We start from the raw sequence: 23,431 nt of genomic DNA on the forward strand, positions 1-23,431 counted from the left end.
TTCATCGCGCGAGCAGCTCCAGCACGGCGCGGGAGGCCGGTTCGATGACGTCGAGGACGAAACGGGGTGCGAGGCCGAGGACAACGCCCAGCGCCAGCAGGGGGACGATCGCGAGTCCTTCGTGGAGGCGGATGTCGGGGAACGGCCGGTCGGCGCCGGGTGCGGCGACCGGCAGCCGCAGCGGGCCGAGGAAGATCTGTTGCAGGGCGCGCAGGAACAGGCCGGCGGTGAGCAGGATCCCGAGCACGGCCAGGCCGGTGGCGACCGGCTCCGGTCCCAGGCTGCCGGTGAGGATCTGGAACTCGGCGATGAATCCTGAGAAGCCGGGCAGCCCGAGCGAGGCGAAGGCGGCGACGCCGGTCAGCGCGGCGAAGACGGGTGCCCGCTCGGCGACGCCGGAGTACGCGGACATCTCGTACGTACGCCCGCGCTCGTACAGCACGCCGGACAGCAGGAACAGCGCCCCGGTCAGCAGGCCGTGGCTGACCATCTGGAAGACCGAGCCGGTGACGGCGAGGCGGCGGGCCTCCTCCTGGCCGCCGCCGACGGCCCCGGCCGCGCCGATCGCCAGGATGATGTAGCCCATGTGGTTCACGGAGGTGTAGGCGACCATCCGCTTGAAGTCGGTCTGGGCGACGGCGACCAGTGCCCCGTACAGCACCGAGACCACGCCGACGACGACGAAGACGAGCGCGTGGTCGCGCCAGGCGTCCGGCAGGACCGGCAGGGCGATGCGAAGGAAGCCGTAGGTGCCCATCTTCAGCAGCACGCCGGCGAGGATCGCCGAGCCTGCCGCCGGGGCGTCGGTGTGCGCGGGTGGCAGCCAGGTGTGGAAGGGCACGGTCGGGGTCTTCACCGCCAGCCCGACGCCGACGGCGAGGAGGACCAGGGCTCCGTAAGTGGAGCGCCCGGCCAGGGGGTTGGCGCGGGTCAGGTCGACGATGTCGAAAGTGTGCGGGTCCGCGGCGAGGTAGAGGCCGATGAAGCCGAGCAGCAGGGCGAGGGAGCCGATGAAGGTGTAGAGGAAGAACTTCAGCGCGGCCCGGGCGGCGCCCTGGTGCCCCCACCCCGCGATGATGAAGTACATCGCGACGATGGACAGGTCGAAGAAGACGAAGAACAGGATCAGGTCGAGGGCTACGAACAGGCCCAGGCAGGTGGTCTGGAGGAAGAGGAACAGGGCCGCGAACTCCCTGACCCGCTTGGTCTCGCGCCACGCGTAGGCGGCGCAGGCGAGGAACAGCACGCAGGTCACGGCCACCAGGGGCAGGGACAGTCCGTCGACTCCGACGTGGTAGCTGATGCCGGCGCTGGGGATCCAGCGGGCTCGGGTCTCGTACTGGATGCCGCCGTCGGCACGGTATCCCGCCCAGACGATCACCGTCAGGATCAGTTCGACGGCGGCCGTCGCCGCCCAGGCCGTCAGGAACAGAGTGCGGGGAGCGCTGCGCGGCACGCACAGCAGGAGGGCCGCCATGGCGGTGGGGAGCAGGACGATGGCCGTGAGCACGGCGGTCACCTCACGAGGACGAGGACGACGGCGAGGACGGTGAATGCGGCGACCGCCTGAGCGAGGTACTGGTGCAGCTGCCCGGTCTGCGGCCGGCGCGCCAGGCGTCCGAGCGCACGGGCACCGCCCGCCACGCCCTCCACGGCGCCGTCGACGAGCCGCTCCGCCCGGGCGTTGGTCCACTGCGCCAGCCGGACCGAGCCGCGCGCGGTGCCCTCGACGGCGCGGTCCAGCACCCGGTCGTCGAAGGCGGCGAGCGCGTCGGCAAGGCGCAGAAGGGGACGTACGAGGAGCGTGCGCGCGGCGTTCTCCAGGCGAAGCCAATCGGATGCCAAGGCCGTGATCCGCCCGGGCGCGGCCAGGAGTTGAGGACCGCGGATCCAGACCACAGCCGAGACGGCGACCGCGAGAGCACCCGACAACGCGAACTCCCATGCATACGGGCTCGGTTGCTCCCCTCCACCGAGGACCCGCTCCACCGCGTCCCGAACGGGCGGAAAGGACGTGGCAGTAAGAGCGGCGCAGGCAACGGCCAGGGCCACGAGCGGCAGCCGGGTCGCATACGGCAGCACCTTGCCGCGGTCGTCCGGTACGGCGACGGGCTGCCAGACGAACCACAGGGCCTTGACGCTGTAGACGGCGGAGATCACCGCACCGGCCAACCCGACGATGTACAGCGCCACTTGGTCTTCGAGGGCGCCGGCGAGGAGTACGTCCTTGGCGGCCCACAGCGACAACGGCGGAACCCCGGCCAGGGCCAGGGCCGCGACGGTGAAGGTGATCCCGGCCGTGCGGTGGCGACGGGCCGCGCCGCGCAGGGCGGGCAGCGCCTTGGTGCCGAGGGTGGTCAGCCAGGCGCCCGCGACGAGGAAGGCCAGGCTCTTCGCGGCGGCATGGGCGATGAGCTGGAGGGTTCCGCCGGTGACCGCTCCGGCCCCGGCGGCGAGCACCATGAAGCCGATCTGGGCACAGGTCGAGGCGGCGAGCAGTTGCTTGAGGTCGGTCTGCGCCACGGCGACCAGGCCGAGCACGACCGCCGTCACCGCGCCCGTCCACGCCACGACGGGCCCGCCCCAGCCGGACTGCGCGAGCAGCGGCTCCAGCCGAAGCAGCAGATACGCCCCGGCCACCACCATGGTCGCCGAGTGCAGCAGGGCGGAGACCGGGCTCGGGCCCTGCATGGCCCGGGACAGCCAGAAGCTGAACGGCAGTTGGGCCGACTTGCCGAACGCGGCCGCGATGACGCCGACGGTGACGACCGCCGACCACGCGCCGGTCGCGTCCGGGAGCTCGTCGAGGGCGAGGGAGCCGGTCCGCCCGCTCGCCAGCGCCGCCCCGGCGGCGAGGTAGAGGCCGAGGTCGGCGGCGCGGGTGGTGAGGAAGGCCGTGTTGGCGGCGTCCCCGCGCTCGGGATCGTGCCACCAGTAGCCGATCAGGGCCCAGGAGGTGGCACCCATCACCTCCCATGCCATCAGCAGGACCGGCAGCGTGGTGGCGGTGACCGTCGTCAGCATCGCGCCGGAGAACAGCAGCATCAGCCCGAAGAAGCGGGCGCGGGCCTCGCCCGGTCCGATGTCGGCGACGCTGAACAGGAGGACGGCCGCGGTCACCGCCGTGACGGTCACGACCATCAGGCCCGACAGGCCGTCGACCGCGAGCCCGGCGGGCAGCCCTTCCAGCAGCGGCGCCTCGATCCGAGGGTGCTCGAGCGCCGCCACGACGGCGAGGCCGAGCGCGGCGACGGCCGTACCGACCGCGACCCCCGGGGCGTACCGGTCCGCCGGGCGTCCGACGACCGCGAGCAGCGTCCCCACGGTCAGCGGCAGCGCGACGAGCGCCCACAGCAGCGCGCTCACTCCTTCAACTCCGCGGCCATGTCGGTCATGTCGACCTCGCGGGATCGGAACAGCGCGGTGACGACGGCGAAGCCGATGGCCATCTCCACCGCCATGACCGTGACCGCCAGGACGATCAGCACCTGCCCGTCGGCGGCGGCCGGGGCGATGTAGTGCCAGACGGCCGCCGCGCCGACGATGATGCCGCCCAGCATCAGTTCGAGGCCCATCATGAGCATCACGACCGACTGCTGGGTCAGGGCGCCGAACAGGCCGATGCTGAAGAGAGCCGCGGCGAGCAGCAGGAAGAGCTCCAGGCTCATCGGCCCATCCCTCCCCGTACCGGGTCGTCGGCGGTGCGCGCCTTGAGGTCGTCGCCGAAGCGGTCGTAGCGGCCCCGGCGGGTGGCCAGGACGACGGTCGCGACGATGGTGGCGAACAGGGCGAGGCCCAGGGTCATCATCGTGAGCATCTGGGGTCCCATCAGCGACCGGCCGAGGTCCATGGTCGGATCGCCTGACGGCTCACCGCGCCGGGACGGCCACGGGGCGAGCAGGATGCCGGCGGCGAGGGCGGCGAAGACCGCGGCGCAGATCACGGCCGCGCCCTTCTTGTTGTGGACCATGGTCATCGGCATGAGTCCGGCCGGGTTCATCATGTACATCACCATGAACACGGCCATGATGGCCATCTCGATGGTCATCATCAGCACGATCACGACCCCGAGGTAGTCCAACCCGAGCAACAGCACTTCACCGCCCACGCACAGCAGCGAAGTCAGCAGCGCGTACGTCGCCCGGGCCATGGAGTCGTACCGGAACACCATGACGCCACTGGCCACCGCCAGCAGGGCCAGCACCCAGAAGACCACGTCGGCAAGCACGGCCCTCACCTCCTCATCGGTTCAGGACGACGACGGCCACGACCAGCGCCTGAAGCAGTGTCAGCGGCACCAGCACCAGCCACGCCAGCTCCATGTACCGCTCCATCCGCAGCGTGGGCAGCAGCCGGCGCCCGGCCACCAGCAGCGCCAGCACCGCCGCGGTCTTGAGGAGCGTCCACGCCCAGCCCGGCAGCAGCGGACCGTGCCCGCCGCCGAGGAACAGCGGCACGCTGAAGCCGGCGGTCACCACGAGCAGCATCCACCGGCCGCCGAGGAACACCAGCCGGTCCACGCCCGCCAGTTCGACGGCGGCGCCCCCGGCCGCGTCCCGTGCGAGCGGGTACGCGAAGGGTCCCCAGAAGGACATCGCGAGCGCACTCAGCAGATAGACGACGAAGGCGGCCGGCATCCACACCACGAACCACAGCCCGTCCTGAGCCGCGACCACGTCGCCGACCCGTAGCGACTCGGCTCCCAGCGCGGCGGTGGTGATCGCGAACATGTGCGGCAGTTCGTACGCCAGGCCCTGCGCCAGGAACCGGTACCCGCCGATCAGCGACAGCGCCGAGTTCGGCCCCCAGCCCGCCAACCAGACCGCCGCCCAGGCCAGCGCCTCCATCGCGTTGAACCACACGACGCCGACGGAGGGGTCGCTCACGGCACGGAAGCCCCACGGAAGTACGGCACCCGCGAGCACCGCCGCCACCGGGACCAGCACCACGCCCAGCCGTCCGAGGAGCCGGTCGGCGGCTGTCGTACGGCGCGGCTGCTGGACGAGCAGCCGCAGGGCCTCGCGCAAAGGGGCCACCGCCCGCACCCCGGCCTCCCGGGCGCTGCCGGCGGGACCCCGCTCGGCCGCCCCGGTCAGCACCGCGTCGAACCCAGCCGTGATCACGGCGGCCACGGCCAGGGCGACGGGAAGGATGACGGTTGCCCACAGGGGCGCTGCATCAGGCATGGGCCGCTCCCGACACGGGCGTGAACGCGAGTTCCTCGATGTCGGGGTCCAGGCTCGCCACAATGATCCGCGCGCAGGCGAACTCCGCGCCGGTCAGCAACTCCGGAAGGATGTCTAGCAGCGCCTGCGACGGCGGCAGCGGTCCGTCCAGGCGTCCGCGCGGGCCGGTGAGCTCATCCGGCGTCAACGGCCGCTCCTCGTCGAGCACTTCCAGGCCGCGCTCGATCTCCTGCGTCCAGATCCGCAGTCGGTCGTACGCGTCCCCGTCCGCAGCGAGGGCCGGCCCTGTCACTCCCGCCTCGCCCGCCCTGGAGGACGGCAACTGCCCCAGCCCGGAGATCGACCAGCGCAGGGTTGCCGACTGCTCCACTCTGCGCAGTACCTTGCGCAGCTCGCCTCCGATCCCCTCGCGCGGCGCTCCGGACAGCAACTCGTCCCGCAGCCGACGGCACCGTCCTGCGACGTCGTCCAGGCCGATGACGGCGAACAGCCGTCCCGCACTGTCCAGATGCGCGGCACAGCGCCGACGCGCCGCACTGCCTCTGGTGACCTCCTCGCCCTGCGCGGCCCGCAGCCACGGCTCGTTCCAGAAGGAGGGTCGATGGCCGGGCGGTACGGGGAGATGGTCGACCTCGACGTCCTGTACGACGTCTCCCTGGAGGGTGAGGCGGAGAATGAGCCCCGTTGGCCAGTCGGTCAGGCCGGGGCCGATCGGTACGTGCAGCTGGTCGAGTCTCAACTCGTCCCGGTCGTCGGCCCGTTCGGCCATCGGGAGGCCGGCTACCTCGCCCATGGCGTGCATGTCGTGACCCATGTGATCCATATGGCCGGCATGGCTCTGGTGATCCATGTGATCCATGTGATCCATGCGCGATGCATGGTCGTCGGCTTGCTGGCCGTCATGGCCGTCATGGCCGTCATGGTCGCCGTGGTCGCCGTGGCCGCCGTGGCCGGAATGAGCCGCATGGTCGCCGGGGCCGTGGCCGTGGTCCAAAGAGTGGTGGTGATGGCCTTGGTCGTCGGGCATCCGAGGCGGCGAGCCGTCATGGTGCCCGCCGTGGCCCTGATCGTCCCCGTGCCCGTGGTGCCCGTGGTGCCCGCCGTGCGCATGGCCGCCGGGCTCGCCCCCCGCGGTCTCCTGCTGGTCGGCTGTGTCGGCCGCACCCGGATTCACCGCTCTGTCCGTGAGGTCCCTCCGCGCCGTGTCGAGCGCGTGCGTGACCTGCCCGGTCTCCTGCACCACAATCCGCAGAGCGGGCTCCGCCATCGACCGCTGGATGCCTTCCAGCCACTCCGCGTCCCCTGGCTGGGGGACACCGCAGACGACCAGCAGGTCGGCGGCGGCCGGAGCGCCCGCTACCGGCCATCCCCGTCGACGCACCTCCGCTTCCACGGCCATCCGGACTTCCGTCGCTCCTGGCAGCGCGATCACCAGCACCGCCGGGCGCTGCATCGCGGTACGCCGCAGAAGGCTCTTCAGGTCCACCGCAGGGCCCCCTCACGCCAGGCGTAGGCCACCGCCGCGAACAGGATCCCCAGGAAGAGGAACATCTCGACGACAGCCGTGGTGCCCACTTCCGAGACGACCTTCACCCACGGGTACATGAACAGCATCTCCATGTCGAAGGCCAGAAAGATCATGGTGACCGGGTACCAGCGCACGTGAAACCGGGACACGGCGTGCTCGCCCGGCTTGAGGCCCCCGGCGAAGGGACCTGTTTCGAGAGGGGTCCGCGCTGCCGCCAGCCAGAGCCCCAGCCCGTACAGCGCAGCCAGACCGGCCCCGACCACACCGAGAAGGACCAGCATCGGTTGCCACGCGTCCATCCCGTCCGACCTCCGTTCTCGGCGTCGTACCGCTCATGGCGCGGGGCCGGCTGGTGCGGGCCCTGCAGGCGCGGCCCAGGGCGCCGGGAGGCAACCCTCCGGGACCACTCCCGCCCCGGGCGACACCTTACCCCCTAGGGGTATGATGAGTCGCCTCTTGGGAAGGAGCAAGTACGTGGTTCAGAAGGTGTACGACGTCAAGGGCATGACGTGCGATCACTGCGTCCAGGCCGTCAGCTCCGAACTCAACGGCCTCCCCGGAGTCGGGGACGTCCAGGTGGATCTGCAGTCGGGCAAGGTCACGGTGACCAGCGACCAGCCGCTGGATTCCGCCGCCGTCGCCGCCGCGGTCGACGAGGCCGGCTACGAGCTCGGCGGCGGCGAGAGCCTGTGAACAGGCGGGCGGAACTGTCGTCCTGCTACCCGCCACGGGCGTATTCCGCGAAGAGCGACATGCGTGGACGCGCCGCACAAGTGCTTGGCGAGGGATTCCCTGGAGACGGTCGAAGCCGCGACGTCGAAGATTGCAGCACGGTGCGATAGCCCCATCAGAGCAGGTCAGATAGGTCATCGACTGCCATAGCCGAGGGCGGTATGGATGGGGTTTGTCCGCGGCATCAGCGGTGTTGGCGGGAGTGTGGTCGGCTCTTGGCATCGCTCAGCGGGAGAGGAAGCAACACGAAGCAGCTTCTGTGCTACGGCGGTTGCGGTGGATGCCCGGAACCACCCTCCCCTGGTGCGTAGTTGCACCGACCCGTTGTCCATGGGCGTCCATCCGGCTGAACAGGAAGCGGGCAGCATCTCCTCCGGCGGCCCACCCCTCGGACGCGATCGCGAAGGTAGCGGTCCACGAGAAGCCGCCGCGGGGCGTGTGCCCACGGCGGCTTTCGGTGACCTGGGAGGTATCGGTGAGAGGTAGGTGACGGCACCATGCCGCCCACCTCCACCTCCACCTCGCCACGGTACGTCGGTTGAGCTGCGGCGTTTTACCGGGCTGGTGTGACCCAGCACCATCGCGTCACCTTGAGGGCAAGTGGCCGCGGTGGTGGAGCGCGTCAGGCGGCGTAGGTGGCGAGCAGTTCGTTGTACTGCTTGGCGGCGGTGGCCAGGTCCTCGTCGGAGAGGCCGAAGGCGGTGCCGTACACCTTGACCATCGGCTGCTGGATGTCGAACTGGCACAGCCGCAGGGTGGCGTGCCAGTTGCTGAGGAGGGTCTCGATGGTGGCCTGGTTCGAGCCTTCGGGGGTGTAGTGGTCGCCGGGGACACCGGTGGTGACCGCGACGACGGCCTTCTTGCCGGCCAGTTGCGAGGCGGAGCCGTCGAGGGTGAAGGCCCAGCCGAAGGTGAAGACCTTGTCCTGCCACTGCTTGAACAGGGGGGTGGTGTTGTACCAGAACACCGGGTGCTGGAAGACGATCACATCGTGCTCGGCCAGCAGCGCCTGCTCGGCGGCGACGTCGATCTGGAAGTCGGGGTAGGTGGCGTAGAGGTCGTGCACGGTGACATGGGCCAGGTCGCGGACGGCGTCCACGAGCGCCGCGTTGGCCCTCGACTGGGACAGGTCGGGGTGGCCTACGACAAGAAGAACCTTGGACATGGTGAGAAACCTTTTCAGTGATCAGTGAGATGGGTGAACGGACGCGGGGTGGTAGGTGTGACAGGTCGGGAACTTCGCTGGAGCGTCGGTCCTTCGAAGTCCAGGAGCACTGGCTGAGCCGGGAACAGCTGTCAGTGGTCGATGCTGGACATGTTGGCCTCGTCGTGGCGCTCACCTGCGGCGGGTGTGAGGTTGTTGAGGCGGTCGAGCTGTGCGGGGGTGAGTTCGACGGCGTCGGCGGCGGTGTTCTCTTCGACGCGGGTGACGCGGCGGGTGCCGGGGATGGGGGCGATGTCGTCGCCGCGGGTCAGCAGCCAGGCCAGCGCGGTCTGGGCGGGGGTGGCTCCGATCTCGGCGCCGATGGCGCGCACTTCGTCGACGATGGCCAGGTTGCGCTGGAAGTTCTCGCCGGTGAAGCGGGGGTTGGTCTTGCGCCAGTCGTCGTCGGTGAAGTCGTCGACGGTGCGGATCTGCCCGGTCAACAGGCCGTGGCCGAGGGGGGAGTAGGGCACGAACCCGATGCCGAGCTCGCGCAGCAGCGGGAGGATCTCGGCCTCGACGTCGCGGGTCCACAGCGAGTACTCGGTCTGCAGCGCGGCCACCGGGTGTACGGCGTGGGCGCGACGGATCGTGTCGGGTCCGGCTTCGGACAGGCCGATGTGGCGCACCTTGCCTTCGGCGACCAGCTCGGCCAGCGCGCCGACCGTTTCTTCGACGGGGGTGTGGGGGTCGACGCGGTGCTGGTAGTAGAGGTCGATGTGGTCGGTGCCGAGCCGCTTGAGGGAGCCTTCGACGGCGGTCTTGACGTTGGCGGGGCTGCTGTCGATGACGCCGGGGCCGCCGCCGGCGTGGGAGACGAGGCCGAACTTCGTCGCGATGACGACATTGTCGCGCCGGCCCTTGAGGGCCTTGCCGACGAGGTTCTCGCTGTGGAACGGGCCGTAGATCTCGGCGGTGTCGATGTGGGTGACGCCGAGGTCCAGGGCCCGGTGGATGGTGCGGATCGACTCGGCGTCGTCGAGGCCCCCGCCGGTGGTGTAGACGCCGGCCATGGTCATGGCTCCCAGACCGATGCGGGAGACATCGAGCCCGCCCAGGGATACGTGCTTCATCAGATACTCCTTGTCATAGCGACCGTCAGGCCTGGTCGGTGGGCACGTCAGTGCAGTGCGCCACCGGTCGGCGGCCATGCGATGCGGGGTGTACTGCTCGGATGCGGGATCGCCGTAAGCCAGGACTGTGCTGCCAGTGACAGGCGACGGAGATCGGGATGCGGAACCGGTGTGTGCGCGGGTCAGTGCGCCTGGGCCGCCGGCTCCAGGACGAGGACCGGGATCTCACGGTCGGTGTTCTTCTGGTACTCGGCGTAGGGCGGGAACGCCTCGACGGCTCGGGCCCACCACATAGCCTTCTCGTCCCCGGTCACCTCGCGGGCCAGCATGTCCTGGCGCACCGGGCCGTCCTGCAGCTCGACCCGGGGGTCGGCGACGGCGTTGTGGTACCAGACCGGGTGTTTGGGGGCTCCTCCGGCGGAGGCGACCACGGCGTAGGAGTCACGGGTGACCAGGACACCCAGCGTCGTTCCCTGCGTACCGCCGGAGCTTTCGTACAGCTCGACCTGGTCACGCACGAACTGCGCCGTGCTCGGCTCGTACTCGCCGTTCAGTGGCATGGGTCCCTCTCAGACGGTTCAGTGGCATGGGTCCCTGTCAGACGGTGGTGTCGTCGTAGGCGAGGTTGTCGCCCAGCTCGCGGGAGGCCTCGGCCTGGGCGAGGAGTTCCTTCGCCTTGGCCTCGACGGCCTCGATGGCGTCCGCACCGGCGACGAAGCGCTCCAGGGGCTCGTCCTGGTCGGCGATGGTGAGCAGGGCGCGGGCGAGCTTGGCGGGGTCGCCGGGCTGTCGGCCGTTCATGCTCTTCATGCCCTCGATCCGCGGGGCGGTGCGCGGGGCGTAGTCCTCGATGGACAGCTCGGGCCAGATGGTGGAGCCGTCCACGAGGAGTTCGGTGCGGAAGTAGCCGGGCTCCACGACCGTGGTGCGGATGCCGTACGGCTCGACGTCGTGGCGCAGGGACTCCATCCAGCCCTCTTCCGCGAACTTGGAGGCCGCGTAGGCGGAGGTGAACTCCATGCCGACCAGTCCGGCGGTCGAGGTGATGGTGATGACGTGCCCGGCACGCTGCTTGCGCAGGACGGGCAGGACGGCGCGGGTAACGTTCATCGGGCCGAAGAGGTTCGTCTCGAACTGCCGGCGCATCTGCGCGGGCGAGATCTCCTCGAAGTAGCCGGTGAACAGATTCCCGGCGTTGTTGACCAGGACGTCGATGCGGCCGAAACGGTCGACGGCGGCCTGCACGGCGGCCCCGGCGTCCTCCGGGCTGGTGACGTCGAGCCTGGTGACCAGCAGGTTGTCCTGCGGTCCGCCCAGGGCCTTCTCGACCTCCTCGGGGCGGCGGCCGGTGGCGACGACCCGGTGGCCGGCGGCGAGGGCCTCGCGGGCGATGTCGGTGCCCAGACCGCGTCCGGCACCGGTGACGAGTATGACCTTGCTCATGGGTTTCCTTTCAGGCGCCGTTCATCCGGCATCCGGTGTGTGCGGTGGTGATGCGTCGTGCCGTCCCGGCGGCCGACCAAGCGGGGGTTGGTTCAGCGGGGCCGGACAGCCGTCAGGCCTGGTCGGTGGGCATGATCCACAGTTCGGCGATGGAGGCATGGCGGGGCCGGGTGACCATGAAGATGACACCGTCGGCGATGTCCTCGGGGGCGAGGATCTCGGTCGTGTCGAGGAAGGGCTGGATCATCTCGCCGTGGATCTCGGGCCTGTTGTGCGAGTCCAGTTCGGTGTTCACTCCGCCCGGCTCCAGGACACCGACGCGCACGTGCCGCTGGGTGACTTCCTGGCGCAGGGACTCGGTGAAGCCGTTCACCCCGAACTTGGTGAGGTTGTAGACGCCGTAACCGTTCCAGGCCACGCGGCCGGCAATGGAGCTGATGTTGACGATGTCGGCGACCCGGCGCGTACCGTCCCCGGCAGCCTGAAGCAGGTGCGGCAGCGCGGCGCGGGTGGTGTAGAGCAGACCCTTCACGTTGACGGCGATCATGCGCTCCCACTCCTCGGCGTCCGCACCGACGACCGGGCCCAGCAGCATCAGACCGGCGTTGTTGACCAGAGTGTCCAGCCGCCCGAAGTGCTCGACGGTCTGCTCGATGGCGGTCTCGGCCTGGGCGCGGTCGGTGATGTCGGCCTCCACCACCAGCGCGGTGCCACCGGCGTTCCCGATCTCGGCGGCAAGTGCCTCCAGACGGTCCTTGCGGCGGGCCACCAGGGCCACCGAGGCGCCGTGCTCGGCGAGTTGGCGTGCAGTGGCCTCACCGATCCCACTGCTCGCGCCGGTGACGAGAGCGACAGTGCCGGTCAGTTTCGATGGCATGGGGGTGTCCTGTTTCTTTGGTTCTCTGCATGTGCGGCACAGGGCCGGCGGGGGCGGGCCTGTGCGTGCCGAGGGCGGGCCGAGCGCCAGTCATCCGCCCTCGGCATGGGGGGCGTCAGGGACTGGAAGTGCGTGAAGTACCGCGCTCCGCTGCTATGCGGCGGGGACGGCGCCCAACTGCCGGAGGATGCCGAGCATGTCGAGCTGGGCGCGCTCCTCGACGATCTTGCCGTGGGAGAGGCGGTAGAACGCCATGCTCTCCGAGCGGATCGCCTTGCCCGTGGCCTCGACACCGGCGAAGGGTCCTTCGTGGGTGCCCGTCATGGTGTAGCGGACGGCCACGGTGTCGCCCTCGGCCCGCATGTCCTGCACCGTCCACTCGAGATCGGGGAACGCCTTCAGGTTCGCGGCCACGATGCCGAGATAGGTGTCCCGGCCCTGCCACGTCTGGCCGCCGGAGTGCACGACGATGTCCGGGCTGACGAACCTGCTCGCCAGAGCGGGATGGCGACCGGGCAAGTACTCGCTGGTGTAGCGCTCGATGATGCGCTTGTTCACCTGAGTGATCCCGTGGTTCCAGGAGACGGATTCCGCCGTGACGCGAGACGGTGACCCGGAGCTGGTGGTGCGGTCGGCCGTGCCGACCGCGTCCGCGGCTCCCGATCCGAAGGCTGCGAGGCTGAGCGCTCCCAGCGCCGTGACTACGGCGGCCGGCTTGGCGTATCGACGCATGATCGTCCTTCTGGCTCTGGTGATCACGGCGCCGACGGCGCCGTGAGGCGGCAGGAGACCGGCGGCGCAAGCAGCGCCGTTCCGGGCCGTTCACACCGCCGTGGGCGGTGCACCACCAACAAAACCCGTTGTCCCCGGCGCGTGGGAGTCCCTGATGAGAGGGTCACTGACAGGGACCCCCAAGCCGGCGGAAGCGCTCGTAGAGTGAAACGCATGGCAGGCAGAAACGACCCACATGGCAGCAACCGCGACACCCGTGAGGACGTCCGCGCCCAGATCCGCGAGTTCCTGGGCACGCGACGGGCCAGGGTCACGCCCGAGCAGGCCGGGCTGCCTATGTACGGCGGAGAGCGCCGCCGGGTCACCGGGCTGCGCCGCGAGGAGGTAGCCCTTCTCGCGGGCATCTCCAGCGAGTACTACACGCGGCTGGAGCGCGGCAACGCCACCGGGGTCTCGGAGGGCATCATCGAAGGCATCGCGCAAGCGCTTCAGCTCGACGAGGCCGAACGCATGCACCTGAACGACCTCCTGCGCGGCGCCGGCACCACCTGCCCACCACGCCGCCGGCCGGCCCAGCAGCGCATCCGGCCCGCCGTGCAGCGCGTCCTCGACTCGATGGACGGCACGCCCGCGTTCGTCCTCAGCGGACGCGGGGACATCCTGGCCGCCAACGACCTCGGGCGCGCCCTGTACTCCCCGGTCTACGCCGACCCCGTGCGCCCGCCCAACAACGCAAGGTTCGTCTTCCTCGACCCGCACGCGACCGAGTTCTTCCGCGCCTGGGAACAGGTCGCAGGCGACTGTGTCGCGATGCTGCGCGCCGAGGTCGGCCGCGACCTCTACGACCGGCGGCTGACGGACCTGATCGGCGAACTGTCCACCCGCAGCGAGGAGTTCCGCCACCGCTGGGCCGCCCACAACGTCCGGATACACACCACCGGCATGAAGCTTCTGCACCACCCGGTTGTCGGCGACCTCGACCTGCCGTTCGAAACTTTCCCGGTGGGCGGCGACCCCAGCCAGGTCCTCCTCACCTACACCGCCGAGCCCGCCTCTCCCACCCAGGACGCCCTGAACCTGCTGGCCAGCTGGGCCGCGACCAACGACGACATCGAACGATCCACGCCGGCCGACCACTCCGAGCCGGCCGACTCGTCCGAAACAACTGACTGACCGACGAGCCACGCCAGTCGATCCGCGAAAGCCGTCACCGTCTCCGGCACAGCGGACAGCCAAGGCGTCAGCGGCCCGCCGCTCACGCATGACGACATCGCTCGCGCAATCCATCAGCGGCCACCGCTGGAGTGATCCCCCCAGCGGCGCTACTCCCTACGCGGTGCTATTGCTACACAAAGCGGATGGTAAGGCTCTGACCAGCTCTTTCGCAGATGTGCTTCCGCCTGGCAGAAGCCGCCTTGCGCGGCAACCACAACCATCATGACCCTGTTTCCAACGACGGCACGCGGGGCGACGACGCCCCGCCGACAGGGACGGGAACCCCATGCCTCACACCACCGCCTTCGCCAGGAACCAGTGGTACGTCGCCGCCTACAGCCATGAGGTCGGGCGCGAGGAGTTGCTCGGCCGGACGATCCTCGGTGAGCCGCTCGTGTTCTACCGGACCGAGGAGGACGGGACGCCCGTCGCGCTCGCCGACCGGTGTGTGCACCGCAGGTTCCCGCTGCACGAGAAGCCCAGCCGGCTCGACGGCGACCGGCTCGTGTGCGGGTACCACGGGTTCACGTACGACACGACGGGTACCTGTGTGTACGTGCCCGGTCAGAAGCGCGTCCCGCGCACCGCGCGCGTCGCCTCCTACCCCGTCGTCGAGCTGGACTCCCTGGTCTGGGTCTGGATCGGTGACCCGGCCCTCGCCGATGCCGACACCATCCCGCGGGCCAGGCACCTCGACTCCCCCGGCTGGGTCACCGTCCGCGGCATGGAGCCCATCGACGCCGACTACGGCCTGCTGGTCGACAACCTCCTCGACCTCTCCCACGAGACCTACCTGCACGGCGGTTACATCGGCACCCCCGAGGTCGCCGAGACGCCGATCACCACGGAGGTCGACGAGGGCGCGGGCATCGTACGGGTGAGCCGACACATGGACGACGCCGCGTGCCCGCCGTTCTACGCCAAGTCGACCGGCATCGAGGGCCGGATCACCCGCTGGCAGGACATCGAGTACCACGCGCCCTGCCTGTATCTGCTGCACAGCCGCATCGCACCGGTCGGCGTGCTGCCCGAGGCCGACGGCAGCGACCCGAACGGCTTCCACACCGAGATCACGTACGCCATCACGCCGTCGAGCGACGGTCACGTGTACGACTTCTGGATGGTCTCGCGGGACTGGGCGACCGAGGACGCCGAGGTCACCGAGTTCCTGCGGGGCAACAACCACACCGTCGTCATGCAGGACGTCGACGCGCTCAACCTGCTGCAGCGGACGCTCGGCACCGAGCGCACCGGCTACCAGGAGTTGAGCATCAACATCGACACCGGCGGTCTCGCCGCCCGCCGTATCCTCGCCCGCCTGGTCGAGGAGGGCGACAAGCCCGTGGAGAAGGTCCTGTGAGTGCCGGAGCCACCGGGGAGATCTACCGCATCGACTGGCTGCCGGGCACCGATGTCCTGCACGGCACCTGTCACTGCGGCCGCGAGCACACCTCGCAGGACCCGATCGAGATGTGGGAGTGGATGCTCGCGCACCCGAACGGGCACGCCCCACAGGGACACGAGCCGCAAGGAAACAGTTCATGAGTGACGCCTACGAAGCCGAACTCGTCGTCGACCGCAGGGACCCGGCGGCCGACGGCGTGCTCGCCCTCACCCTGCGCCACCCGCTGGGCGAACAGCTCCCGCGGTGGGAGCCCGGCGCCCACATCGACGTGGTGCTCGGCCCCGGCCTTGAGCGGCAGTACTCCCTGTGCGGCGACCCGGCCGACCGCACCGCTTGGCGGATCGCCGTGCTGCGCGAGTCCGCCGGGCGCGGTGGATCGGCCCATGTGCACGAGCAGTTGGGGCAGGGCGACAAGGTCAGGGTGCGCGGACCGCGCAACCACTTCGCGCTGCGGCCCGCACCCCGTTACCGCTTCATCGCGGGCGGCATCGGCATCACCCCGATCCTCCCGATGCTCGCGGCGGCGGAGGCCGAGGGCGCGGAGTGGACCCTGCTGTACGGCGGGCGGACGCGCGAATCCATGGCGTTCACCGAGGAGTTGAGCCGCTACGGGGATCGGGTCACCGTCGCTCCCCAGGACGAGACCGGACTCCTGGACCTCGCCTCGGTGCTCGACGGCGTCCCCGAGGGAACCCTCGTCTACTGTTGCGGTCCCGGCCCGCTGCTCGACGCGGTCGAGGAGCGCTGCCCGGCAGGACTGCTGCACATGGAGCGGTTCACGCCGAAGGAGCAACTGGCAGGCGAGAACACCGAGTTCGAGGTCGAACTGGCCCAGACCGGCACCACGGTCACCGTCGCTCCGGACGTCTCCGTGCTGGACGCCGTGCGCGCCTCGGGCGTGGAGGTGCTGTTCTCGTGCACCGAGGGCACCTGCGGCACCTGTGAGACCGACGTCCTCGACGGCACCCCGGACCACCGGGACTCGGTGCTCACGGACGAGGAACGGGAGGCCGGGGAGACGATGATGATCTGTGTGTCCCGGTGCCGCGGGAAGAAGCTGGTACTGGACCTGTAGCGATCCGGAGGTCGGCGTTGATGCCGGCCACGGTCTCCAGCAGCGGCGGCAGCAGATCCCGCCGTACCGCGGCGAGTGTCGTACGCCCCGCCTGCAAGGGGATGTTGACCGCCGCCACCACCTCGCCGCCCCGGTCCCGCACCGGGGCGGCGATCGAGCGCAACCCCTCCTCCAGTTCCTGGTCGACGAGGGAAACTGTCAACAATATTGTCAGCCGAAGGTGTTGACCCCACCCCCGCGAGCCCCATACCTTTCGCGCTGAGCACCACTGTGCGGTCTGCGCGCACAGCCTGTCGTCAGCACAGCCTGTCGGAACAACAAGTCTGCACAGGAGGAGCCATGCGTCGTCTGCTCGTCGCCCTCGCGGCCGGAGCATTACTGGTCACCGCGTCGGCCTGCGGTTCGTCCGGCGACTCGGGAGCCTCGGACTCGGGATCGTCGTCCGGCGGCACCACCACCGTCAAGCTCGGCCTCATTCCGATCGTCGATGTCGCGCCGATCTATCTGGGCCAGAAGAAGGGCTTCTACGACAAGCACGGCCTGAAGCTGGAGATATCGAACGCGTCCGGTGGCGCGGCGATCGTGCCCGGAGTCGCCAGCGGGCAGTTCCAGTTCGGTTTCTCCAACGTCACCTCCCTGCTGATCGCCCAGTCCTCCGGGGTGCCGGTCAAGGCGGTCTCCAATGGCATCGCCTCAACGGGCATGGCGGGCAAGGACTTTGCGGCGATCGCGGTGAAGAAGGGCAGCTCGATCACGTCCGCGAAGGACCTGGAGGGCAAGAAGGTCGCCATCAACACACTGAAGAACATCAACGAGTCCGCGGTGCGCGAATCGGTCCGCAAGGACGGCGGCGACCCGGACAAGGTGAAGTTCGTGGAGCTGGCATTCGACCAGATGCCGGCCGCTCTCGACAGCGGCCAGGTCGACGCGGCCTGCGCGGTCGAGCCCGCGCTCGCCACCATCAAGAGCCAGGGCGGCCAGGTGATCGCCTCCCCGCTGGTGGACGTGGCCAAGGACACCACGGTCGCCCTGTACTTCACCTCGACGCGGTACCAGCAGCAGCACGCCGACGTGGTGAAGAAGTTCCAGGAGGCCACCGCCGAGTCCCTCGCCTACGCGGACGCCCACCCGGACGAGGCACGCCAGATCATCACGACGTACACCAAGATCCCGGCGTCGGTGCTGGCGCAGGTGACTCTCCCGAAGTGGCCGGCCGAGCCGAACAAGGAGTCCATCGAGGCGCTGGCGAAGCTGGGCGAGGACGACGGGTTCTTCAAGAAGACCCCCGACGTGGACGCGCTGCTTCCGTGAGGCTCCAGAACGCGGCGCTGGGCGCCGCCGGCCTCGCGGCCTTCCTCGCCCTGGGCGAGGCGGTGCCGCGGCTCGGTCTGGTCAAGGAGGAGTACTTCCCGCCGACCAGCCGGATCGCGCGCGCCTTCGCCGACGAACTCTCCGACGGCGCCTTCTGGACGGCGCTCGGCGACACCCTCACCGGCTGGGCCCTGGGCCTGGCCATCGCCGTCTCGGCGGGGATCGTCATCGGCGTGGTCGTCTCCGTCGTGCCGTATCTGCGCGAGGCGACGGCCTCCACGATCGAGTTCCTGCGCCCGATCCCCTCGGTCGCCCTCATCCCGCTGGCGGTGCTGTTGTACGGCAGCGAACTGCGCTCGGCGCTGCTGCTCGTCGTGTACGCCAGCTTCTGGCAGGTCCTCATCCAGACGCTCTACGGCGTCCAGGACGTCGACCCCGTCGCCGACGAGACGGCACGGTCGTACGGTCTCGGCACCTGGGCGCGGATCCGGCACGTGCTGTGGCCGACCGCGCTGCCGTATGTGATGACCGGTGTCCGGCTGGCCGCGGCCGTCGCGCTGATCCTCGCCATCACCGGTGAACTCGTCATCGGCGCACCGGGGTTGGGCGCCAGGATCGCGGTCGCACAGAACTCGCAGGCGGTCCCGGAGATGTACGCGCTGATCGTGGTGACCGGTCTTCTGGGGCTGCTCATCAACGTCGGCGCGCGTACCGTGGAGCGACGGGCGCTGGCCTGGCACCAGTCGGTGCGCGGGGAGGTGACGGTGTGAAGCGGGTCCCTCTCCGGCTGGTCTTCGTGCTCGCGCTGCCCGCGCTCCTGGTCGCCGTCTGGTGGCTCGCGTCGGACGGCAGCACCAACGTCTTCTGGCCGCCGCTGCGCACGATCCTGAAGACCTTCCCGGACGTGTGGACCGCCGAGCGCCTGCGCGCCGACGTCCTGCCCAGCATCTGGCGGCTGGCGGCCGGTTACGCGCTGGCGGCCGTCGTCGGGGTGGCGGTGGGCACGGTCATCGGCTCCTACCGGCGGGTGCGGGCGGTGTGCGAACCGGTCCTGGAGTTCCTGCGGGCGGTCCCGCCGCCGGTCCTGGTCCCGGTCATCATGCTGTTCGCGGGCATCGGCGACACCATGAAGGTCACGGTGATCGCGAGCGGCTGTGTCTGGCCGATCCTGCTCAACACGGTCGAGGGCGTGCGCGCGGTCGACCCGGTGATGCTGGAGACGGCCCGTTCCTACGGCATCACCGGCCCCTCGCGCCTGCGCAACCTGGTGCTGCGCTCGGCGAGTCCGCAGATCTTCGCGGGTCTGCGCCAGTCCCTCTCGATCGGCATCATCCTGATGGTGATCAGCGAGATGTTCGCGGCCAGCAACGGCATCGGCTTCACCATCGTCCAGTTCCAGCGCAGTTTCGCGGTCCCCGACATGTGGACCGGGATCCTCGTCCTCGGCCTGCTCGGGTTCGTCCTCTCCGCCGTCTTCCAGCTGGTCGAGCGGCGGGCCCTCGCCTGGTACCACGGCCTGCGCGCGTCGACCCGGCGGTCCCCGTGAATCACCCGAACCCGAAAGGGCGGTCCATGCTCGACGTACGCGGCCTCAAGAAAGTCTACGAGGGTTCCGGCCGCCGTGTGGAGGCGGTTCGCGACCTCACCTTCACCGTCGAAGCGGGCGAACTCGTGTGTCTGGTCGGCCCGTCGGGCTGCGGCAAGACGACCCTGCTGAAGTGCATGGGTGGCCTGCTCACCCCGACCGCCGGCGAAGTCCTCCTGGCGGGACGGAAGGTGAGCGGTCCCCCGCCCGGGATGGCCTTCGTCTTCCAGGAGTACGGCCGCAGCCTCTTCCCCTGGATGCGGGTCGCGGACAACGTCGAACTGCCGCTCAAGCAGAAGGACTTGAGCAAGGCGAGACGACGCGAGCTGGTCGCCGACGCGCTGGAGTCGGTGGACCTCACAGAGGCCGCCGGGGCCTATCCCTGGCAGCTCTCCGGCGGTATGCAGCAGCGCGTCGCGATCGCCCGCGCACTCGCGTACGAGCCCGAGGTCCTGCTGATGGACGAGCCCTTCGCGGCCGTGGACGCGCAGACCCGCGCCGACTTGGAGGACCTCGTACGACGGCTGTGGCGGGAGCGCGGCATCACGATCCTGTTCGTCACCCACGACATCGACGAGGCGGTCTACCTGGGCGAGCGGGTGATCGTGCTGTCCGCCTCGCCCACGGTCGTGCGGGAGCAGCTCAAGGTCGATCTCCCGGACGAGCGTGACCAGTTGCACACGCGTGTGGCCCCGCGCTTCGCCGAACTGCGCACCCATGTGTACGAGCAGATCCAGGCGGCGAAGCGCGGAGTCGTTCAGGACGCCGTCATCACGAAGTCGGATACGCCTCCAGTTCGCTGAACTGCCCTGCGGGCCGGCCGGCGGTGTGCTGCGGTCGCAGCTCCGGAGCCAGACCGCGGTGTCCTCGGGCAGTCGGCCCGCTCCGGTGTCGGAGAAGACCATCAGCGGCCACAGGAAGTCCTGCCAGACGGCGACCAGGGCGAAGATCGAGACCACCCCGAGGACCGGCCTTCGACATGGGCAGCACGATCGACCACACGACGCGCAGTTTTCCGGCCCCGTCGATCTCGGCGGCCTCCAGCACATCGCGCGGGAGCTGGTCGAAGAACCGCAAGATCGCGAGGGGGTCGTTGAGCAGGCCCAGGTCGGCCACGGTCAGGTACTTCGTACGACCAGGGCCTGGGTCGCGACGTCAGACCCGGCTCCCCGTCGCCGTGTCCGCCGACAGCCGCTGGGCGACGTAGATCGGGAGTACGGACAGCAGCACCAGCACGGCCGCCACCACGTTCACCACCGGCGCCTGTTGCGGGCGGGTCATGTTGTTGAAGATCCAGATGGGGAGGGTCTCGATGCCCGGCCCCGCGGTGAAGGTGGTGACGACGATCTCGTCGAAGGAGAGGGCGAAGGCGAGCAGGGCGCCCGCGAGGAGGGCCGAGCGGACCAGGGGGAAGGTGACGTCGACGAAGGCGCGGAAGGTGTTCGCGCCCAGGTCCATCGCGGCCTCCTCGTAGGAGCCGGAGGTGCGGCGGAGCCGGGCGACGACGTTGTTGAAGACCACGACGATACAGAAGGTGGCGTGGCCGACGACCACGGTGAACAGGCCGAGGCCGACGCCCAGCGGCTCGAGCACCGTGTTGAACGCCGAGTTGAGCGCGATGCCCGTGACGATTCCCGGGAGCGCGATCGGCAGGACGACCACGAAGGAGAGGGCGTCCCGGCCGAAGAAGCGGTACCGGGCGACGGCGAAGGCGATGAGCGTGCCGAGGACCAGTGCTATGGCAGTGGCGCCGAGGCCCGCCTTGACCGAGACCCACAGCGCCTCTCGGGCGCCCGAGTTCCCCCAGGCCACCGACCACCAGTGCAGGGTCAGCCCCGGCGGCGGCCAGCTCGCGCTCCGGTCGGGGTTCAGGGAGTTGACGAGGACGAGCACGAGCGGGACGTAGATCACCGCGAAGCCGAACCCGGCGGCGACGCGCAGTGCGATACGGGCGGAGCGGGACAGTTGCACGAGGCTCCTCTACAGGCTGCTCAGTGCGCCCGTGCGGCGCATCGCCAGCAGGTACAGCACGATGACGACCACCGGGACCGTGCCGAGCGCCGCGGCCATCGGCAGGTTGAGTTCGATGTTGGAGTAGACGAGGTTGCCGATCAGTTGGGTCTTGCCGCCGACGATCTGCACGGTGATGTAGTCGCCGAGGCTCAGTGAGAACGTGAAGATCGACCCGGCCGCCACCGACGGCAGCACCATCGGGAGCACCACCGACCGGAAGGTACGGCCGGCCCGCGCCCCCAGGTCGGCCGAGGCGTCGAGCAGGTTGGCGGGCAGCTGCTCCAGGGCCGTGTGGATCGGCAGGATCATGTACGGCAGCCAGAGGTACGTCAGTGTCAGCACGGCCGCCGGAAGGCCGAACCCCGGGCCGCTCAGGCCGAACGGCTTCAGCATCCAGTCGGCGAGCCCGCCCTCGGAGAGGATCAGCCGCCAGGCGTACACCTTGACCAGGTAACTCGCCCACAGCGGGGTGAGGATGGCGACGACCAGCAGCGGGCGCCACCTGGGCCGCGCGACCCGTGCCGTGTAGAAGGCGACCGGGAAGGCGATGACCGCGCACAGGACGGTGACGGCCAGCGCCACCCCCACGCTCCGCAGGACCACCTGCCGGAACACCGGCGTGGTGAACAGCTCGCGGAAGTTGTCGGTCGACCAGACCTTCACCACCTCGGAGGTGAAGGAGTTCGTCGTCCAGAACGCGGAGACGAACAGCACGGTCAGCGAGCCGAGATAGAGCACCGCCAGCCACAGCAGCGGGGCGGCGAGGAGCAGGGAGAGCCTCAGGCGGGGGCGGCGGTGCAGCGCCCCCGCGGTCCGCGTCAGCAGGGCCATGCCTCAGCCCTTGATCTCGGTCCAGGCCTGGACCCACTTGGGGTACGGCACGCATGTGACGTCCGTGCGGCCGTCCAGGCACTGCTCGATGGGCGTGTTCCAGAAAGCGATGTTCTTCCAGTAGGCCTCGTCGGAGGCGTGGTAGGTCGTGCAGAAGTTCTTGTCGCTGGTGAGGTCGCAGGCCTTGGAGTTGGCGGGTGCCTCGCCGAAGTACTCGGCGACCTGGGCGTTGACCTTCGGCGAGACGATCCAGTCGAGCCACTTGTAGGCGCAGTTGGGGTGCTTGGCCTTGGCGGAGACCATCCAGGTGTCGGACCAGCCGGTCGAACCCTCCTTGGGGACGAAGGCCTTGACCTTGGCGCCCTCGTCGGCGGTGAGGTTGGCGATCACCTGCCAGGTGGTGCCGATGACGGAGTCGCCGCTCTTGAACGCGGAGATCTCCTTGAGGTAGTCGCTCCAGTACTCGCCGATGTTCGCGTTCTGCCGCTTGAGCAGGGCGACGGCGGCGTCGAACTGCTTCTGGTCGAGGGCGTAGGGGTCCTTGATGCCGAGGTCGGGCTTCGTCGCCTTCAGATACAGCGCCGCGTCGGCGATGTAGATCGGTGAGTCGTACGCGGTGACGTGGCCCTTGTAGGTGGACGCGTCGTCGAAGACGGCGGACCAGGAGGTCGGCGCGGGTGTGACCTTCTCGGTGTTGTACATCAGCAGGTTGGCACCGCGGCCGTGCGGGATGCCGTACATCTGCCCGTCGACGGAGTTCCAGGCGCCGTCCTTCAACCCGCTGAAGATGTCACGGTAGTTGGGGACGAGTGCGGTGTTGACGGGGGCCGCGTCGCCGGAGGCGATGAGGCGCAGGGAGGCGTCGCCGGAAGCGGAGACGGCGTCGTACTGACCGGTCTTCATCAGCTTGACCATCTCGTCGGAGCTGGCGGCGGTCTTGGAGTTGACCTGACAGCCGGTCTGCTTCTCGAAGTCGCTGACCCAGTCGACCTTCGGGTCGTTGGAGCCGTCCTCGACATAGCCGGCCCAGGCGATCAGATTGACCTGCCCCTCGGTCGCGCCGAGCTTCGTGGGGGCCTTGAGATCGGGCGGGTTGAGTCCGGAGGAGGAGCCGCCGGAGCCGGAGTCGGAGGAGCCACAGGCGGTGGCGACGAACAGGAGGGTGACGGCCGCAGCCGCCTTGAGGGTGAGGCGCACGACGTACTCCATCCGCGAGAAGGG

The 23,431-nt window shown here is 69.6% G+C and carries 26 protein-coding genes and 2 pseudogenes; 10 read left to right on the plus strand and 18 right to left on the minus strand.

All coding sequences use genetic code 11. From position 1 onward, the window contains the following. Window position 1: 1 nt before the first annotated feature. From ACIBJB_RS15930 to ACIBJB_RS15955, 6 genes are all read right to left on the minus strand, one after another. Window positions 2–1,510: a NuoM family protein gene (locus ACIBJB_RS15930; RefSeq protein WP_398930753.1), complete on the minus strand. Its 1,509-nt coding sequence runs from the start codon at window positions 1,508–1,510 to the stop codon at window positions 2–4. 5 nt (window positions 1,511–1,515) lie between these two features. Then, window positions 1,516–3,366, minus strand: a complete 1,851-nt coding sequence (locus ACIBJB_RS15935) for an NADH-quinone oxidoreductase subunit L (RefSeq protein WP_398930755.1) — start codon at window positions 3,364–3,366, stop codon at window positions 1,516–1,518. Beyond that, the gene (gene nuoK, locus ACIBJB_RS15940; RefSeq protein WP_398930757.1) at window positions 3,363–3,668 is read right to left on the minus strand and encodes an NADH-quinone oxidoreductase subunit NuoK; all 306 of its coding nucleotides are present in this window, start codon (window positions 3,666–3,668) and stop codon (window positions 3,363–3,365) included. Before nuoK ends, ACIBJB_RS15935 begins: the two co-directional genes overlap by 4 nt. After that, complete coding sequence (locus ACIBJB_RS15945; RefSeq protein ID WP_398931023.1) at window positions 3,665–4,171, minus strand: NADH-quinone oxidoreductase subunit J; 507 nt, start codon at window positions 4,169–4,171, stop codon at window positions 3,665–3,667. The genes nuoK and ACIBJB_RS15945 overlap by 4 nt, the downstream gene beginning before the upstream one ends. A gap of 70 nt (window positions 4,172–4,241) precedes the next feature. Further along, entirely contained in the window at window positions 4,242–5,186 is a 945-nt protein-coding gene (locus ACIBJB_RS15950) for an NADH-quinone oxidoreductase subunit H (RefSeq protein ID WP_398930759.1), read from the minus strand. Then, window positions 5,179–6,000, minus strand: a complete 822-nt coding sequence (locus ACIBJB_RS15955) for a hypothetical protein (protein WP_398930761.1) — start codon at window positions 5,998–6,000, stop codon at window positions 5,179–5,181. The genes ACIBJB_RS15950 and ACIBJB_RS15955 overlap by 8 nt, the downstream gene beginning before the upstream one ends. Here ACIBJB_RS15955 and ACIBJB_RS15960 point away from each other — a divergent pair. Further along, complete coding sequence (locus tag ACIBJB_RS15960) at window positions 5,992–6,699, plus strand: hypothetical protein (protein WP_398930763.1); 708 nt, start codon at window positions 5,992–5,994, stop codon at window positions 6,697–6,699. The two genes, ACIBJB_RS15955 and ACIBJB_RS15960, sit on opposite strands and share 9 nt — an antisense overlap. Here the strand turns inward: ACIBJB_RS15960 and ACIBJB_RS15965 are convergent. Next, on the minus strand, window positions 6,663–7,013 hold the full coding sequence (locus ACIBJB_RS15965) for an NADH-quinone oxidoreductase subunit A (RefSeq protein WP_398930765.1): 351 nt from the start codon (window positions 7,011–7,013) through the stop codon (window positions 6,663–6,665). The two genes, ACIBJB_RS15960 and ACIBJB_RS15965, sit on opposite strands and share 37 nt — an antisense overlap. Window positions 7,014–7,188: 175 nt before the next feature. On the opposite strand from ACIBJB_RS15965, the gene ACIBJB_RS15970 reads away from it, so the two are divergent. Beyond that, window positions 7,189–7,407, plus strand: a complete 219-nt coding sequence (locus tag ACIBJB_RS15970; protein WP_398930767.1) for a heavy-metal-associated domain-containing protein — start codon at window positions 7,189–7,191, stop codon at window positions 7,405–7,407. A gap of 661 nt (window positions 7,408–8,068) precedes the next feature. Here ACIBJB_RS15970 and ACIBJB_RS15975 read toward each other — a convergent pair. The 6 genes from ACIBJB_RS15975 to ACIBJB_RS16000 all read right to left on the minus strand — a co-directional run bounded on the left by ACIBJB_RS15975 (window position 8,069) and on the right by ACIBJB_RS16000 (window position 12,775). Next, window positions 8,069–8,611 (minus strand): NAD(P)H-dependent oxidoreductase, encoded by a 543-nt coding sequence (locus tag ACIBJB_RS15975; protein WP_398930769.1) that lies wholly within the window; start codon window positions 8,609–8,611, stop codon window positions 8,069–8,071. A 131-nt stretch (window positions 8,612–8,742) separates the two neighbouring features. After that, window positions 8,743–9,723 (minus strand): aldo/keto reductase, encoded by a 981-nt coding sequence (locus ACIBJB_RS15980; protein WP_398930771.1) that lies wholly within the window; start codon window positions 9,721–9,723, stop codon window positions 8,743–8,745. Between the two features lie 182 nt (window positions 9,724–9,905). Further along, window positions 9,906–10,283, minus strand: coding sequence for a nitroreductase family deazaflavin-dependent oxidoreductase (locus ACIBJB_RS15985; protein WP_398930773.1), 378 nt, complete (start codon window positions 10,281–10,283; stop codon window positions 9,906–9,908). 37 nt (window positions 10,284–10,320) lie between these two features. Continuing rightward, window positions 10,321–11,166 (minus strand): SDR family oxidoreductase, encoded by an 846-nt coding sequence (locus tag ACIBJB_RS15990; protein WP_398930775.1) that lies wholly within the window; start codon window positions 11,164–11,166, stop codon window positions 10,321–10,323. A gap of 112 nt (window positions 11,167–11,278) precedes the next feature. Then, window positions 11,279–12,043: an SDR family NAD(P)-dependent oxidoreductase gene (locus tag ACIBJB_RS15995; RefSeq protein ID WP_398930777.1), complete on the minus strand. Its 765-nt coding sequence runs from the start codon at window positions 12,041–12,043 to the stop codon at window positions 11,279–11,281. A 153-nt stretch (window positions 12,044–12,196) separates the two neighbouring features. Next, entirely contained in the window at window positions 12,197–12,775 is a 579-nt protein-coding gene (locus ACIBJB_RS16000) for an ester cyclase (RefSeq protein ID WP_398930779.1), read from the minus strand. Window positions 12,776–12,988: 213 nt separating this feature from the next. Here ACIBJB_RS16000 and ACIBJB_RS16005 point away from each other — a divergent pair, with 213 nt between their 5' ends. From ACIBJB_RS16005 to ACIBJB_RS16020, 4 genes are all read left to right on the plus strand, one after another. Further along, window positions 12,989–13,948 (plus strand): helix-turn-helix domain-containing protein, encoded by a 960-nt coding sequence (locus tag ACIBJB_RS16005; protein ID WP_398930781.1) that lies wholly within the window; start codon window positions 12,989–12,991, stop codon window positions 13,946–13,948. Between the two features lie 328 nt (window positions 13,949–14,276). Continuing rightward, window positions 14,277–15,350 (plus strand): Rieske 2Fe-2S domain-containing protein, encoded by a 1,074-nt coding sequence (locus ACIBJB_RS16010; RefSeq protein WP_398930783.1) that lies wholly within the window; start codon window positions 14,277–14,279, stop codon window positions 15,348–15,350. Beyond that, window positions 15,347–15,535 carry a hypothetical protein gene (locus tag ACIBJB_RS16015; protein ID WP_398930785.1) on the plus strand — a complete coding sequence of 63 codons (189 nt, stop codon included), beginning with the start codon at window positions 15,347–15,349 and terminating at the stop codon, window positions 15,533–15,535. The genes ACIBJB_RS16010 and ACIBJB_RS16015 overlap by 4 nt, the downstream gene beginning before the upstream one ends. Beyond that, the gene (locus tag ACIBJB_RS16020) at window positions 15,532–16,470 is read left to right on the plus strand and encodes a PDR/VanB family oxidoreductase (protein ID WP_398930787.1); all 939 of its coding nucleotides are present in this window, start codon (window positions 15,532–15,534) and stop codon (window positions 16,468–16,470) included. Before ACIBJB_RS16015 ends, ACIBJB_RS16020 begins: the two co-directional genes overlap by 4 nt. Here the strand turns inward: ACIBJB_RS16020 and ACIBJB_RS16025 are convergent. Continuing rightward, window positions 16,385–16,663 (minus strand): annotated as a pseudogene (locus ACIBJB_RS16025) (IclR family transcriptional regulator C-terminal domain-containing protein); the annotation flags it as partial. The gene ACIBJB_RS16020 and the pseudogene ACIBJB_RS16025 sit on opposite strands and share 86 nt — an antisense overlap. Before the next feature lie 146 nt (window positions 16,664–16,809). Here ACIBJB_RS16025 and ACIBJB_RS16030 point away from each other — a divergent pair. Genes ACIBJB_RS16030 through ACIBJB_RS16045 form a run of 4 tightly spaced genes read left to right on the plus strand, consistent with a single transcriptional unit; the run spans window position 16,810 to window position 20,169 of the window. Further along, a complete protein-coding gene (locus tag ACIBJB_RS16030) occupies window positions 16,810–17,781 on the plus strand; it encodes an ABC transporter substrate-binding protein (RefSeq protein ID WP_398930789.1) in 972 nt (323 codons plus the stop codon). Next, window positions 17,778–18,551 carry an ABC transporter permease gene (locus tag ACIBJB_RS16035; RefSeq protein WP_398930791.1) on the plus strand — a complete coding sequence of 258 codons (774 nt, stop codon included), beginning with the start codon at window positions 17,778–17,780 and terminating at the stop codon, window positions 18,549–18,551. The genes ACIBJB_RS16030 and ACIBJB_RS16035 overlap by 4 nt, the downstream gene beginning before the upstream one ends. Then, window positions 18,548–19,327: an ABC transporter permease gene (locus ACIBJB_RS16040; RefSeq protein WP_398930794.1), complete on the plus strand. Its 780-nt coding sequence runs from the start codon at window positions 18,548–18,550 to the stop codon at window positions 19,325–19,327. The genes ACIBJB_RS16035 and ACIBJB_RS16040 overlap by 4 nt, the downstream gene beginning before the upstream one ends. A 26-nt stretch (window positions 19,328–19,353) precedes the next feature. After that, window positions 19,354–20,169, plus strand: a complete 816-nt coding sequence (locus ACIBJB_RS16045; protein ID WP_398930796.1) for an ABC transporter ATP-binding protein — start codon at window positions 19,354–19,356, stop codon at window positions 20,167–20,169. A gap of 84 nt (window positions 20,170–20,253) precedes the next feature. On the opposite strand, the pseudogene ACIBJB_RS16050 reads toward ACIBJB_RS16045, so the two are convergent. From ACIBJB_RS16050 to ACIBJB_RS16065, 4 genes and pseudogenes are all read right to left on the minus strand, one after another. After that, a pseudogene (locus tag ACIBJB_RS16050) lies at window positions 20,254–20,520 on the minus strand (ABC transporter permease subunit); the annotation flags it as partial. A 1-nt stretch (window position 20,521) separates the two neighbouring features. Beyond that, the gene (locus ACIBJB_RS16055; RefSeq protein WP_398930798.1) at window positions 20,522–21,337 is read right to left on the minus strand and encodes an ABC transporter permease; all 816 of its coding nucleotides are present in this window, start codon (window positions 21,335–21,337) and stop codon (window positions 20,522–20,524) included. A 9-nt stretch (window positions 21,338–21,346) separates the two neighbouring features. Further along, window positions 21,347–22,210 carry an ABC transporter permease gene (locus ACIBJB_RS16060; RefSeq protein WP_398930800.1) on the minus strand — a complete coding sequence of 288 codons (864 nt, stop codon included), beginning with the start codon at window positions 22,208–22,210 and terminating at the stop codon, window positions 21,347–21,349. Window positions 22,211–22,213: 3 nt separating this feature from the next. Continuing rightward, the gene (locus tag ACIBJB_RS16065) at window positions 22,214–23,419 is read right to left on the minus strand and encodes an ABC transporter substrate-binding protein (RefSeq protein WP_398930803.1); all 1,206 of its coding nucleotides are present in this window, start codon (window positions 23,417–23,419) and stop codon (window positions 22,214–22,216) included. Between the last annotated feature and the right edge of the window lie 12 nt (window positions 23,420–23,431).

It is taken from the genome of Streptomyces sp. NPDC050759 (genome assembly GCF_044456945.1).
Taxonomy (GTDB): domain Bacteria; phylum Actinomycetota; class Actinomycetes; order Streptomycetales; family Streptomycetaceae; genus Streptomyces.